The sequence below is a fragment of the Natrinema sp. 1APR25-10V2 genome, assembly GCF_031626495.1.
Lineage (GTDB): Archaea > Halobacteriota > Halobacteria > Halobacteriales > Natrialbaceae > Natrinema.
In genome coordinates, this window is record NZ_JAMQOJ010000007.1 from 235,119 (window position 1) to 248,888 (window position 13,770).

The following is a 13,770-nucleotide window of genomic DNA, read 5'->3' on the forward strand; positions in this document are numbered from 1 at the left end:
ACTGGACCGACAGCCGAGCACCGAGCGCCGGTACTCGTCAGAACAGTTCGACGCGAATGTCGTCTCCCTCGAGCTCGGCGGCGAACGCCTCGGCGTCGGTCTCGATCGGCTCGAACGTGTCGTAGTGCTCGGGCAGGACCAGTTCGGGATCGACTCGTCGCGCGAAGTCGGCGGCCTCGCGGCGATCCATCGTGAAGTGACCGCCGATCGGCGGGACGAACACGTCCGCCGAGATCGACTCGTGGTGCTCGAGGAAGTCCGTGTCCGACGGGAAGAAGACCGTCGTCCCGTCGATCGTCAGCAATAGGCCGACCACCTCGCCCTCGGCGTGGAACGGGTTCCCGTCGTCGTCGACGTGGTCCCCATCGGGATCGTTGTAGGCCGGAACGGTTCGGACGTCGATACCCGCCACGGTCGTCTCCCCCTGGTGAGGCAGGTCGACGACGTCGAACGCGAGGTCCGCGGTGTCGACCGCCTCGTAGACGGCGACAGTCGCGTCCGGCCCCGCGACGGCCTCGATCGCGTCCGGATCGTAGTGGTCGTAATCGTCGTGCGTGACGAACACCACGTCGCCGTCTGCCGGTTCGTCCTCGAGCACCTCGCCCCAGGGATCGACGTAGATCGTCGTTCCATCCTCGGTCTCGAGTCGGACGCTCGCGTGGCCGATGCGCTCGAACGTGAGTCCCTCGTAGTCGACAGTCATTGCGGCTCGAGCGTACGACCTGCGGCGGCTTATAGATCAGTCGGTCGGTCCTCGAGGCGGCGACGGAGTCACGGCACCTTGCCCCTCGATGCTTGCCGCTTTGCTCCTCACGAAACCGTTCCTCGCAAAAGCGGGCCGGGCGCGATTTGAACACGCGACCGTCTGATTAAGAGTCAGACGCTCTGCCGGACTGAGCTACCGGCCCTGTACCTCCGACTTTCCTTCGGTCGTTCAAATACGTTTCCCTTGGCGGGCTCCGTGGCAGTGATCCACGAGCGAATCGCGCCGGCCTCGAGTCACCCGGTTGCCGTCAGTTCGTGCCACTCTTCGGGAGCGTTAAGTGCGGCCGGTCCGACCACTCGGGCAATGAGTACGGGGGTTACGATTTCGTCGATTTCTGACTACGCTATCTTGGGCTGTGGCAGCGTGGGGTACGCCGTCGCGGAGGAACTCGTCGAGCAGGGCAAAGACGTCTCGATCATCGACCGCGACGAGAGCCGCGTCGAATCGCTCCGAGATCAGGACCTAGACGCTCGAACGGCCGACATTCGGGAACCAGAGGTCGCGGAGCTAGTGACCGACCGGGACGTCGTCCTCATCCTCGCCTCGGACGTCGAGTCCAACAAGCGTGCCGTCGAACACATCCGCAACAGCAGCGAGGATCAGTTCATCGTCGCCCGCGCGAGCGACCCCGTCTCCGGCGACGAACTCTCCGAACTCGGCGCCGATATCGTCATCAACCCCTCCTCGGTCATCGCCGAATCCGCGCTGCGGGCGCTCGAGTCCGGCGAACTCGAGTACAACGCGGGGAAGCTCGCCGGCATCGTCGAGGAGACCTCGACGCGATTGGCGATCGTCACTCAGGACAGCCCCGATCCGGACTCGATCGCCAGCGCGGCGGCCTTGCAGGCGATCGCCGATCACCTCGGCGTCGAGTCGGACATCATCTATCTGGGCGACGTGGGCCATCAGGAGAACCGCGCGTTCGTCAATCTGCTCGGGATCGACCTCGTCGGGTGGGACGAGATCGAAGACCACTCGATCTACGACACCGTCGCGTTGGTCGATCACGCCACTTCGAGCGAGATGGAGCTCCCGGTCGATATCGTGATCGACCACCACGAGGCCGAATCCGAGACGGAGTTCGAACCCGAGTTCGTCGACATCCGGCCGAACATGTCCTCGACGTCGACGATCATGACGAAGTACATTCAGGAGTTCGACATGAACGTCTCCGAGGAGGTCGCCACCGCACTGCTCTACGGCATCCGCGCGGAGACGCTGGATTTCAAACGCGACACTACCCCCGCCGATCTGACCGCCGCGGCCTACCTCTATCCGTTCGCGAACCACGACACGCTAGAACAGGTCGAGTCGCCGTCGATGTCCCCCGAGACGCTGGACGTGCTCGCGGAGGCGATCACGAACCGCGACGTGCAGGGCAGCCACCTCGTCTCCAACGCCGGCTTCGTCCGCGACCGCGAGGCGTTGACCCAGGCCGCGAGCCACCTGCTGAACCTCGAGGGCGTCACGACGACCGCCGTCTTCGGCATCGCCGACGAGACGATCTTCCTGGCCGGGCGCTCGAAGGACATCCGCATCAACATCGGCAAGGTGCTCGACGACGCCTACGGCGAGATCGGCGAGACCGCCGGCCACTCCACGCAGGCCAGCGCGGAGATTCCGCTGGGAATCTTTACCGGCATCGAAATCTCGGAGGACACGCGGGATACGCTGCTCGATCTGACCGAAGAGGCGGTCAAGCGGACGCTGTTCGACGCGATGGGCGTCGAAGGGAGTAGCGAAGGATCGAACGGCAGTTAGGGAACTCAGGCCAGCAGCTCGTCTTCTTCCTCGTCCGGTTCGCGAACGCGCTCGACGACGTCGTTGATGAGAATGATGTCGCCGACGGACCGCACCCAGCGGTAGGGAACGATGATGCCTCGCCCGCTGCGGGCCTCGTCCGCGAACAGTTCGGTGTTGAGGTTCGAGAGCGCCAGTCCGGTGACGGCTTCGCCGTCGACGTTCAGCCGGAGGTCCTCGACTTCGCCGACGAAGACGCCGTTGTTCGAGTACACCTCGCGGCCGACGAGGGACGTGATCTCCTGGGGAATGTCGTCCATGTCTGGCTCCATGCGTGGCGGACTCTTAATTCTTGGTCAGACGTGACAGTCACGCTGCCGAATGTGGTCCGCGGACTCGAGTCCGGTCACTCGTAGTCGGGGTCCCGACCCTCGCGAAACGCCGCGACCGACTCGGCGAAGTCGGGGTGGCGCACGCACTGTTCGTCGAGGGCGTGCCGATACGCCTGTCCGCGAGCGAGTTCGTCGGCCCGATGTCTGATCATCGCCCGCTTCGTTTGCGCGACCGCGTTCGGGCTCCGGGCGGCGATACGACTCGCGATATCGCGAACCGCGTCGTCGAGTCGATCGGGCGCGACGACGCGGCTGAAGAGGCCGGTGTCGGCGACCGCCTCGGCCTCGAGGACGCCGCCGGTGAAACAGAGCTCCCTCGCCGGCCCCTCGCCGAGTTCCATGGCGAGGCGTTCGAACGGCGGCACGATTCCCATCCGAAGCTCGGCCGGGCAGAGCTCCGCGTCGGTCGAGGCGATCCTGACGTCGCAGGCCATCGCGAGTTCGTACCCGCCGCCGTAGGCGGGGCCGTTCACCCGTCCGATGATCGGCACCGAGACGCCCTCCATACGTGCGTACAGCTCCGAAAACGAGTCGAGGTAGTCGATCACGGCGTCGGGATCGTCGGCTCGAGCGGCGAAGACGTCGACGTCGGCACCCGCCGAAAACGTCCCGTCGGCGCCGGTGACGACGATCGAGCGGACGGCGTCGTCCGCTGCAGTCGCCTCGATGAGCTCTCCGAGATCGGCGATGACGGCCGGTGACATCGCGTTGCCCGCGTCCGGGCGGTCGATAGTTACGGTCGCGAACCGGTCCGCGTCGTCGTGTGAGACGGTAACGTCAGTCATCCGTTCGACCCGACTTCGGCCAGCGACAAAAACGAACCGTCGGTCGGGGCGGGCGGCCGCCGCGAGTCGCTCCACGGGCGTACAGGACCTCGAGCCTACTCGAGAATCGCGTCGACGGCGGCGTGATCCGACAGCAGCCGCTGCATCCGATCGACGGTCGCCTCGTCCCGCGTCCGGCCGCTCCGGATCACGTCCTCGGCGCGCTCGACGGTCGCGAGCGTGTCCGTCCGGACCGCGAGGATCGGGACGCCCTTCTCGCTGGCCTGGCCGAGGATCGCCCCCGAGGGCCGGTGGCCGCCGGTGAGGATGAGACAGCGGACGCCGGGGGCCTCGAGGGCGGCGGTGTGGATCTCGGCGCGGTCGCCGCCGGTGATGACGGCGGCGTTTTTCGTCCGACGGAACCGTCGCAGGGCGCTGTCGGCACCCATCGCGCCGACGGCGAACCGCTCGACGTAGGCGTCCTGTCCCTCGTCGACGAGGGTCGTCGCGCCGAGCTCGTCCGCGAGTTCGGCGACCGTCACGCCCGAGAGCTCCCGCTCGCTCGGGAGGACGCCGTGGACCGGAATTCCCCGGTCCTCGAGGAACGGGATCACGTCCGTCTCGAGGCCGTCGAAGGCCGCGTCGGAGACGTTGTTGAAGACGACGCCCCCGAGCCGATCGCCGAACCGTTCGGCGGCGGCGATGACGTCGTCGACGTCCGCGGGGACCTCGTAGGGCGCGATCAGCAGCACGCGCGCGTCCAGCAGGTCCGCGATGTCGGCGTCCGCCAGCTCGACGATGCCGCCGACGTCGTAGCGTCCGCCGCCCTCGACGAACATGCGGTCGCGGTCGGCCGCGAGCGTCTCGAAGGCCTCCCGAACGCGCTCGCGGAGTTCGGCCGGCTCCTCGCGGCCGCGGATCGCCTGCTCGATGAACGTCGGCGAGTAGACGACGGGTTCCAGGTCGTGCATCTCCGCCTCGAGGTCGAGCAGTTCGCGGGCGAGCAGCGGGTCCTCGTCCAGGGTCTTCCCGACGTTGCTCTGCAGCCGGGTCCCCTTGGGTTTCATGTAGCCGACGCTGTCGCCCTCGGCCCGCGCGAGTCGGGCCAGCGACAGTGCGACGGCAGTTTTGCCGCTGCTCTCGGCGAGCGAGCTGACGAGCAGCGTCTCGGTGTCGCCGCCGGCGCCGGCGGCGGTGGTATCGGATGCTGTCTCCGGTTCGGTGTCCGTTGGTTCGGCGTCTGAATCGGTGTCGGTCATGGTTCCTCCGTGTCGAGTTCGTCCGGGTCGACGGTGAGCCGCAGGTCGACCGCCTGTACGCCATCGGGGCCCGCCACGAGCGGGTTCACGTCGAGTTCGAGGATCGCCGGGAACTCCGTCACCAGCTGGGAGAGCCGCTGAATCGTCTCGACGACGCCGTCGACGTCGGCCGGCTCGCGGCCGCGAGCGCCGCGCAAGAGAGGTGCGGCCCGAATCTCGTCGACCATCTCACGAGCCTCGCTCTCGCCGATCGGGGCCACGCGGACCGACGTGTCCTCGAGGATCTCGACGAAGATGCCGCCCAGCCCGAACAGCAGCAACGGGCCGAACTGCGGGTCGCGGTTCATCCCGACGATCGTCTCGGTCGACGACTCGAGGTCGAGCAACTCCTGGACCTGCACGCCGACGATCGTCGCGTCGGGCTGGTAGTTACGCGCTCGAGCGACGATGTCTTCGTAGGCGTCGTAGACGTCCTCGTCAGCGACGCCGACCTTGACGCCGCCGATGTCGGATTTGTGCGAGATATCGGGGCTGACGATCTTGAGGACGACGTCGCCGTCGATCCCCGCTGCCACCTCGCGAGCCCGATCGGGATCGTCCACGATTTCGCCGGCCGGCGTCGGAATCCCGTAGGCCTCGAGCAGGTCCATCGACTCGACGCCGAGGCGGTTGTCGTCCCGGCGCTTCGTCCGCGACAGGATCTCGCGGGCGCGGGCGCGGTCGACGTCGAACGTCTCGGGTTCGGCGACCGTCCGCTCGCGGATATCCCGGAAGCGAGCGAGCGCGTCCAGCCCCGCCACCGCCCGCGAGGGATCGAAGTAGTTCGGAATCCCCGAGTCGCGCAGCGTCGCCTCGGCCTCGCGCGCCCGCTCGCCACCCATCAGGCAGGTGACGACCGGCGTGTCGTGGGCCTCGAGTTCGTCGATGACCGTCTCGGCGAGGTCGTCGTAGGGGAGCACCGCCGTCGGCGCGGCGACGACGATCGCGCTGCCGACGTTGGGATCCGCGAGCGCGATCTCCAGGGCTTCGCCGAACCGCTCCACGTCGGCGTCGCCGATCGCGTCGATCGGGTTGTAGACGTTGGCCTCGTCGGGCATCGCGTCGGCCAGCGCGTCGACGGTCTCGTCGGTGAAGGAGGCCATCTCGAGCGTCGAGTCGCCGACCGCGTCGGTCGTCAGAACGCCCGGGCCCCCCGCGTTGGTGACGACGGCGACGCCGTCGGTCTCGGGTTCGGGCAGCCCCGAGAGCGCCCGGGCGTAGTCGAACAGTTCCTGGACCGAGCGCGCCCGGATGACGCCGGCCTGCTCGAGGCCGGCCTCGTAGGCCCGCTCGCTGCCCGCGATCGCGCCGGTGTGCGAGGAGGCCGCCTGTGCGCCGGCGTCGGTCCGGCCGGACTTGACGAGGACGATCGGCGTGTCGGTGGTGACCTCTCGGGCGGCCTCGAGGAACGCCCCGCCGTCGCCGATGTCCTCGAGGTAGCCGATGATCACGTCGGTGTCTGGATCGTCGCCCCACTCGCGAACGAAGTCAGTTTCGTCGAGGACGGACTTGTTGCCCAGCGAGACCACGTCCCGAAAGCCGATCCCCTGGTCGTTGGCCCAGTCGAGGACGGCGGTGATGAACGCCCCCGACTGACTCATGAAGGAGATCGAGCCCTCGAGCGCGCTCTCGGGGCCGAACGTGGCGTTCATCCCGTTCGGCGTCGACATGATTCCCAGACTGTTGGGGCCGACGACGTTCAGGTCGTGTTCGGCGGCGATCTCTCGGAGCCGTCGCTCGCGCGCGGCGCCCTCGCTGCCCGTCTCCGAGAAGCCGGCGGTGATGACGACCACGTTCTCGGTGCCTGCCGCGGCGAGATCGCGGATCGACTCGATCACGATCTCGGGCGGAACGACGACCACCGCGAGGTCGATCGGCGGCGCGCTCGTCGCGTCCGGATAACACTCGAGCCCGAGCACCTCGTCACGCGAGGGATTGATCGGCACGACCCTCCCCGCGAACTCGTCGCGCAGGTTCTCGAGGATCGCCCGCCCGACCGCGCCCTCGCGGTCGGTCGCGCCGACCACGGCGACGGTCTCGGGATCGAAGAGTGCGGATAACCGTCCCATCGGTCGAGGGGTTCGCCGAGTAGGGTGTTAAACGTGCGGCGTGTTCCAGCAGTCGGAGAGGACCCGCGAGCCGATCGGGCCGGCGTCGGAAATCGGACGTTCGGCCTCGAGTCGCCGCTTCGATCGGGTTTCGCGGTCGGTTGCGACGATGAGGTACTTTTAACTCGGAACTGTCGGTATGTCAACCTGTTCAGTCGATGCCCTCCCTTCGACCCCGTACCCTCGCTGCCGGCACCGCACTGCTGGGCGCGATCAGCCTCCTGACCGCTGCGATGTTGTACGTATCGGTCCCCGAAAATCCGCCCGGCGACGGGTTCGCAGCCGGAATCGCGGCGATTTTCGCTGTGGTGTGCGCGGTTGCGGGCTTCATCGCGCTCGCCGAAGCCGGGCTCCTGTTCCTCGTCACTCGCCTGTGGAATCCGACCGCACGGGCACAGCGATTCCTCACCGGTGGGGCCGTCGCCGGCAGCCTCTCTGTCGTCCTGCTGGCCGTGCCCGTGTTGGTCGCCCGGTCGTTCGACGTACTGATTCCCGGCCCCCCGTGGGGACTCGGAATCGGACTCGTGCTCGTCCCTGTCGGCGCGGTTTGCTCCGCGCTCGGCGTCGTCTTCCGGCTTCTCGACGGATCGCGGACCGAAGCCCGCGCGTGACGAGACGCTACCGCGCCGAAATCGCCGCCCCGAGGACGAAACAGGCGAGCAGTCCGCCGTACAACACCAGGTGGACCGGGCTGATCGGCTCTATGACGACCGCGATAAGCGCCATGCCCGCGACGTAGGCGATCAGTCCACCGGCGGCGAACGCCGCGAGGCGGACATTGAGGAGAGCGACGGCACCGCCCCCGACGATTACGGCGAGAACGACCACGAGAGCGAGCGTCAACGGCTCGCCGAGCACGTTCCCGACCCGCGACCAGTAAACGTGTCGCGGCGGCCAGAGTGCGAATCCGGCGGCGAACACGAAGACGGCGCTCGCAGCGATCTCGATCGATCTGCCGTTCATGCAGAATGATTATCCAGCTGCCACGTAGTTCCGACGGTCGCGCCTGGACCGACCCCGTCGGTCAGTGCGTCGAAATCGCCGCCGTCGATCGACTCGAGGCGAAGACCGCGAGCAGGTAGCAGGCGATAGCGACGACGACGATCGAGCCGCCGGTCGGCAGCTCCTGCGAGATCGAGAGGACGAAGCCGCCGACGACGGCGATCTGCCCGAACAGGATCGACAGGTACAGCGTCTCGCGGAAGCTGCGGGCGATCTGGGTGGCCGCGGCGACGGGGACGACGAGCATCGCGGCGACGAGGATTACGCCGAGGATCTGCATCGCGCCGACGACGACGATGGCCGTCAGTACGATCAGCAGGGTGTTGTACCACGTCACGTCGAGGCATGCGACGCGGGCTGCCTGCTCGTCGAAGGTGATGAACAGGAGTTGCTTGTAGGTCGCGACGACGGCCGCGACGACCAGGACGCTGATGACGGCCATCAGCCGCGCGCCCGAGGGGGTGACGACGGAGATGCTGCCGAAAATGTAGTCCTCGACGTTGATGCCGGTCATCCCGCGGCCGTAGCTGATGACCAGCGTCCCGACGGCGAAGCTGCCGGTCAGCATGATCGCGATCGGCACGTCGCCGTAGGTGTCGGTCCGTTCGGCGAGCCACTGGACGCCGAGCGCGCCGAGAATGCCGACGACCAGCGCGACGAGCATCAGCGAGCCCTGCCAGCCGGTCATCCCGCTGACGAGGAAGCCGACCGCGACCCCGGCGAAGGCGGTGTGTGCCAGCGTCTCGCCGATCAGCGCCATCTCGCGGTGAACGAGGTAGGTGCCGACCAGCGGCGCGACGACCCCGATCAGGATTCCCGTCGCGATCGATCGCCACATGAACGGATGGTAGAAGACGTTCGTCCCGAGGTAGTGATCGGCCCACCAGCCCGCGATGCGGGCCTGCTCGTAGAGGACGCCGACGACGGGAACGTCGCGCAGCGCGTCGATTGCGAGCAGGCCGATCATCGCAACCGCGAGGAGCGCGGTCAGTCCGATGCCGACGTGCTCGAGTCGCCGTCGGAGAGTGTGAGTTCCGGTCATCGGTCAGTGGTGGTGGTGGACGACCTGGCCCGTCGCGCCGTAGGCCTCGGTCAGCGCGTCGCTCTCGACGAACGATTCGGTGTCTCCGTGGTGGTACAGCTCCGTGTTGATGCAGGCGATCCGGTTCGCGCGGTCGGTGACGACGCCGATGTCGTGCTCGATCAGGATGATCGCGATCCCGTCGTCGTTGAGCGACTCGAGCAACTGATAGAAGGCGTCGCGCGATTCGGCGTCGACCCCGACGGTGGGTTCGTCGAGCGCCAGCAGGTCGGCGTCGGAGGCGAGCGCCCGCGCGATGTAGGCGCGCTGGCGCTGGCCGCCCGAGAGCTGGTTCAGCTGCCGATCCGCGAGGTCGGCGATGGCGACCGTCTCGAGGGCGTCGTCGACGGCCGCGCGGTCCTCGTCGCGCAGTCGGCCGTGGCCGGCGTGGGCGAACCGGCCCATGGTGACGGCCTCGCGGACGGTGACGGGCATCGAACCGCCGCCGCTGGTGGCCTGCTGGGAGACGTAGCCGATCCGCTCGCCGTCGTCGAACTCGGAAACGGGCTCGCCGAACAGCTCGATCGAGCCGCTGTCGGGACTGCGAAGGCCGAGCATGAGATGGAGGAGGGTCGTCTTGCCCGAGCCGTTGGGGCCGATCAGCCCCAGGAAGTCGCCGTCCTCGACCGTCAGCGAGACGTCTTTTACCGCCGGCTGCTCGCCGTAGGCGAACGTCACGTCCTCGAGCTCGACGACGGTCACTGTGCGTCTAGTGCCTCTCTGAACGCGGGGAGGTTTATCTCTTGCATCTGTTCCGCGTAGCCCCACCCCTCGTCCTGCCACGTCGCGAGCGTCCCCGAGAGGTGGGTGATCGGCATGGCGTCGGTGGCGCCGCTCTCCGCGATGATCGTGTCGACGAGCGGGTAGTCGCCGTCGACCGCCTCGAAGGGGTTGTAGAGTATCGTCTCGATCCCCTCGCTGTCGACCAGATCGATCGTCTCGGAGATATCGTTCGGGCTCGGTTCCTCCTGCGGAGCGACGCCGACCGGCGTGTGGACCTCGAACCCGTACCGCTCCTGCAAGTAGGTGAACGAGTCGTGCCCGGCGTAGACGGCGGTTCGGCGGTTCGCCGCGTCGACGACCTCCTCGAACTGTCTGTCGAGGTCCTCGAGGTCGCTCGTGTACGCGGCGGCGTTTTCCTCGTAGGTCTCGGCGTTGTCCGGGTCGGCGTCGGCGAGGCCGTCGGCGATGGTGCCGACGATCTCCCCCGCGAGCACGGGATCGAGCCAGACGTGGGGATCGACCGACGATTCGTCGTGTCCGTGTCCATCGCTGCTCTGGTCGTCGTGCTCGCCGTCACTGTGGTTCCCGTCGTCGTCGCCGTCGTCACTGTGATCGCCGGTCTCGACCTCGTGGTTCCAGCCGAGTAACTGGTCCTCGAGTCCCTCCAGTCCGTCGATCACGGCGACGGTGTCGTAGTCGGCCTCGAGCGTCGCCGCGATGTCCTGGGCCCACGAGAACTCTGGCGTATCGAAGTAGACGAAGACGCCGGCGTCGGCGATATTGCGGGTGAGGTCACCGCTCGGCGACCAGCCGTGGCCGGCCTGGCCGGTTCCAACCGGGTTCTCGAAGTCGATGGTATCGCCGCTCACCCGCTGTGCCCAGTCCCAGAGGGTGAAGAAGGCGGCGTAACCGCCGTCGAGGGACCGGTCCGCGGATTCGATGTCGTCGAGACAGCCGGCCAGGGCTCCCGCAGCGACTGCGCTGACCCCCCTCCCAACCAGCGCACGTCGTGTCAGCTTCATAGTCGGAAATGGCTGCTTCGGGCTATAAGAGTTATTATCCTCAGGGCCAGTATTGTTAATTCGCGCTTCAGATAGCTACCGTCGTTAACAAAAACTGGAGATATGGCGAGTCGAGTTACTAGCTCTCGAGCGAGACCGTGACTGCCACCCCGTCGCGCCGCCGATAGGCCGGCGGCTGCGTCGGGTCGGGATCGCGGATGACCTCGAAGGCGTCGAATCGGATCACCAGCCGTCCCGGATCGATCGTCGCTCGAAGAACGGGGCCGCGGCTCGTCACGACGACGTAGGGCGGTGCCGGCACTGGGGTCGCCCGGAGGTCGTGGCCGGTCGCGTCGACCGCGTCGGCGAGGAGGCCGGGCAACGCCGCGAGGACCCCCGTCTCCTCGAGCGTCCGCCGTAGTCCGTCGGCAACCGCTCGACTGTCCGTCGTGCGAGCGGTATCCCAGGGGTCGGCGATCGCGTCGGCGCAGGCGTCGATCCCGTCGATGACCGACGCGTGCTCGGTCTGGATGCGACGCCGGGCGGCCCGGACTGGATGGGACACGGTTCCCGGTGGAACGGGGACTCACTAATGTGTCCCGACTCGAGGCTAGTCGTTCCGGTTCTCGACGACGCCTATCTTCACCGTGCCAGCTCGCTGCAGCAGGCCGCGCAGTCGCCGCCGCCACGACGATTCCCGACGGGCCTCGAGTTCGCGCCGTAATCGCTCGTTTTCGTCCTCGAGTTCGCCGTTTTCGGTCTCGAGGCGGTCGATCCGCGCGTCCAGTTCGTCGACCCGGTCCTCGAGTCGGTAGCGGCGGGTGCGCTGGGCCTCGCGATCGTTTTGCAGTTGATCGCGGTCCCGTCGAAGCGCCGTGATGCGCTCCTCGAGTCGATCTCGCTCGCGCGCCGCCGAATCGTCGAAGGAGCCGCGGTCAGCGTCCTCGGGAATCCCCTCGAGCGAATCGTCGCCGGCGGTCGCCTCGTCGGACTCGATCTCGATGTGGTCCGAGTGAGTGGCGTTGACGACGGCTCCGACGAGCAACACCAGCCCGCCGAAGTACAGCCAGGTCAGCAAGAGGAGGATGGCCCCGATCGGCCCGGCCGACTCGGAGCTGCTCGAGAGGGCGACGTAGATCTGGAACAGCGACTGGAGGGCCGCCCAGCCGACGGCGGCGACGATCACGCCCGGCAGCACCTGCCGGACGGAGACGTCGACGTCCGGGAAGAAGTAGTACATGGGGAGAAACGCGATCGTCAGCCCGACGACGAGCAACAGCGGATTCAACAGCCCGATGAAGGGGATGCTCGGGAAGAACGCGAACACGATGGTGGTCAGTGCCGCGGCGACCAGCGCGACGCCGATGGCCCCGAAGACGACGGCGCCGTCGCGAAGCTGGTCGGTCAGGGAGTTCTCCTCGGTCGTCGCGTAGATCTCCGAGAACGCGGTGTCCAGCCCGCGGAAGATCTTCAGCGATCCCCAGAGGAGTGCCACGAGCCCGATGATCGATGTCCCGACGCTACCGGTATCGCCTTCGATCCCCTGTTCGAGCATGAGCTGCCCGCTCTCGGGGAGAAAACCCTCGGTCATCGACGAGACTCGTGCGGCGAGCGCCTGATCGCCGGCGAGCGAGACGAGGAAAAAGAGGAGGACGAGCAGCGGGATCAACGAGACGAACGCCTGATACGCGATGCTGGCCGCCATGAACGTCACGTTCTTCTCCTGAATTCCCGTCACGACCGACTTCGCGAAGGAAACCGTTCCGCGTTCGCTGATGCTCATACGGTATCGTCTATCACAGACGCGGATAGCGGCCCGGCTTGCAACCACGTGTCAGTTCGGCCGACTCGAGCCAGCCAGGGACGCAGTTTCAGCCGGCCGAGCGGTGCTCCTCGAGTAGCGTCGCCACCTCGTCTCGCGTCGGCAGCGCCGTCATCGCGCCAGGTTCGGTAATCGCCGTCGCAGCGACTGCGTTCGCGAACCTCGTCGCATCCTCGAGCGGCCGCCCGTCTCGCAACGCGGCGATCGAGCCAGCGACGAAGGCGTCGCCGGCCCCCGTCGTATCGACGGCGTCGACATCGAACCCCGGTTGGTCGACCGCGTCCGCAGGCCACGGTGCATCGTCGGCCGCGAGGGCGACCGCCCCCTCGCTCCCGCGCGTGACGAACACGGTGTGAACCGGCCAGCGGTCGATCACGGCTCGAGCCGCCTCGGTCGGCGACTCGCCCGGACACCCGATCGCCGCGAGTTCGGCGGCCGTCGCGAGACAGACGTCGACGTGAGCGAGCGCGTCGCCGACGCTGTCGGCGAACGTCTCCTCGTCGGGCCACAGTTCGGGTCGCAGGTTCGGATCGAACGAGACGGTACAGCCGGCGGCTGCCGCGCGCTCGAGCAGGTCGAGCGTCGCCGCGTGCGAGGAACCGCTCGCGAGGGCCACGCCGCCGGCGTGGACCCATTCGCACTCGGTAAGCGTCTCGTCGTCGATCCGGCCGGGCTCGAGGCGTGTGTCGGCGGTTCCGTCCCGATAAAAGCTGAACTCGCGGTCGCCGGTCTCGTCGTGGGTGACGAACGCGAGCGTCGTCTTCGCGTCGGCGTCGCGTTCGACGAAGTTGTCCGGGACGCCGTACTCAGCGAAGGTTCCCTCGAGAAAGCGACCGAACGGATCCGCCCCGACCCGAGTCCAGAACAGCGGCGGCCGTTCGAGCCGAGCGAGCGCGACGGCGACGTTCGCCGGCGCGCCGCCAGGACGCCGCTCGAAGCCGGAGACGTCCTCGAGCGAACCGGGTCGGTCGGGGATGAAATCGACGAGCGTCTCGCCGGCGACGAGGACCTGCTCGGGCATATCTCGTCTCGTCCACGCCCACCACGGTAATCCGTTCGGTGTCCAGAGCCAC

At 67.5% G+C, this 13,770-nt stretch carries 14 protein-coding genes and 1 tRNA gene; 2 read left to right on the forward strand and 13 right to left on the reverse strand.

Going from position 1 to position 13,770, the window contains the following annotated elements; genetic code table 11:
* Window positions 1-37: 37 nt before the first annotated feature.
* Both NDO75_RS21730 and NDO75_RS21735 read right to left on the reverse strand, forming a co-directional pair.
* Window positions 38-703: an MBL fold metallo-hydrolase gene (locus NDO75_RS21730; protein ID WP_310908710.1), complete on the reverse strand. Its 666-nt coding sequence runs from the start codon at window positions 701-703 to the stop codon at window positions 38-40.
* Between the two features lie 131 nt (window positions 704-834).
* A tRNA-Lys gene (locus tag NDO75_RS21735) sits at window positions 835-908 on the reverse strand.
* Between the two features lie 161 nt (window positions 909-1,069).
* Between NDO75_RS21735 and NDO75_RS21740 the strand changes: the two genes are divergently transcribed.
* Window positions 1,070-2,527: a DHH family phosphoesterase gene (locus NDO75_RS21740; RefSeq protein ID WP_310908711.1), complete on the forward strand. Its 1,458-nt coding sequence runs from the start codon at window positions 1,070-1,072 to the stop codon at window positions 2,525-2,527.
* 5 nt (window positions 2,528-2,532) lie between these two features.
* Here the strand turns inward: NDO75_RS21740 and NDO75_RS21745 are convergent, their stop codons facing one another.
* The 4 genes from NDO75_RS21745 to NDO75_RS21760 form a co-directional block, all read right to left on the reverse strand.
* Window positions 2,533-2,826 carry a PRC-barrel domain-containing protein gene (locus tag NDO75_RS21745; protein WP_310908712.1) on the reverse strand — a complete coding sequence of 98 codons (294 nt, stop codon included), beginning with the start codon at window positions 2,824-2,826 and terminating at the stop codon, window positions 2,533-2,535.
* Between the two features lie 86 nt (window positions 2,827-2,912).
* A complete protein-coding gene (locus NDO75_RS21750; protein WP_310908713.1) occupies window positions 2,913-3,683 on the reverse strand; it encodes an enoyl-CoA hydratase/isomerase family protein in 771 nt (256 codons plus the stop codon).
* Between the two features lie 95 nt (window positions 3,684-3,778).
* Window positions 3,779-4,921: a phosphotransacetylase family protein gene (locus NDO75_RS21755; RefSeq protein WP_310908714.1), complete on the reverse strand. Its 1,143-nt coding sequence runs from the start codon at window positions 4,919-4,921 to the stop codon at window positions 3,779-3,781.
* Window positions 4,918-7,029, reverse strand: a complete 2,112-nt coding sequence (locus NDO75_RS21760) for an acetate--CoA ligase family protein (RefSeq protein ID WP_310908715.1) — start codon at window positions 7,027-7,029, stop codon at window positions 4,918-4,920. Before NDO75_RS21760 ends, NDO75_RS21755 begins: the two co-directional genes overlap by 4 nt.
* 197 nt (window positions 7,030-7,226) lie before the next feature.
* Between NDO75_RS21760 and NDO75_RS21765 the strand changes: the two genes are divergently transcribed.
* Window positions 7,227-7,679 carry a hypothetical protein gene (locus NDO75_RS21765; protein ID WP_310908716.1) on the forward strand — a complete coding sequence of 151 codons (453 nt, stop codon included), beginning with the start codon at window positions 7,227-7,229 and terminating at the stop codon, window positions 7,677-7,679.
* A gap of 7 nt (window positions 7,680-7,686) precedes the next feature.
* On the opposite strand, the gene NDO75_RS21770 is transcribed toward NDO75_RS21765, so the two are convergent.
* The 7 genes from NDO75_RS21770 to NDO75_RS21800 form a co-directional block, all read right to left on the reverse strand.
* On the reverse strand, window positions 7,687-8,031 hold the full coding sequence (locus NDO75_RS21770; RefSeq protein WP_310908717.1) for a hypothetical protein: 345 nt from the start codon (window positions 8,029-8,031) through the stop codon (window positions 7,687-7,689).
* A 61-nt stretch (window positions 8,032-8,092) separates the two neighbouring features.
* Window positions 8,093-9,112, reverse strand: a complete 1,020-nt coding sequence (locus NDO75_RS21775; protein ID WP_310908718.1) for a metal ABC transporter permease — start codon at window positions 9,110-9,112, stop codon at window positions 8,093-8,095.
* Between the two features lie 3 nt (window positions 9,113-9,115).
* Window positions 9,116-9,853: a metal ABC transporter ATP-binding protein gene (locus NDO75_RS21780; protein WP_310908719.1), complete on the reverse strand. Its 738-nt coding sequence runs from the start codon at window positions 9,851-9,853 to the stop codon at window positions 9,116-9,118.
* A complete protein-coding gene (locus tag NDO75_RS21785; RefSeq protein WP_310908720.1) occupies window positions 9,850-10,896 on the reverse strand; it encodes a zinc ABC transporter substrate-binding protein in 1,047 nt (348 codons plus the stop codon). The genes NDO75_RS21780 and NDO75_RS21785 overlap by 4 nt, the downstream gene beginning before the upstream one ends.
* Window positions 10,897-11,014: 118 nt before the next feature.
* Entirely contained in the window at window positions 11,015-11,440 is a 426-nt protein-coding gene (locus NDO75_RS21790; RefSeq protein ID WP_310908721.1) for a hypothetical protein, read from the reverse strand.
* Between the two features lie 45 nt (window positions 11,441-11,485).
* Window positions 11,486-12,658 carry a YhjD/YihY/BrkB family envelope integrity protein gene (locus NDO75_RS21795; RefSeq protein WP_310908722.1) on the reverse strand — a complete coding sequence of 391 codons (1,173 nt, stop codon included), beginning with the start codon at window positions 12,656-12,658 and terminating at the stop codon, window positions 11,486-11,488.
* Window positions 12,659-12,746: 88 nt separating this feature from the next.
* On the reverse strand, window positions 12,747-13,718 hold the full coding sequence (locus NDO75_RS21800) for a carbohydrate kinase (RefSeq protein WP_310908723.1): 972 nt from the start codon (window positions 13,716-13,718) through the stop codon (window positions 12,747-12,749).
* Between the last annotated feature and the right edge of the window lie 52 nt (window positions 13,719-13,770).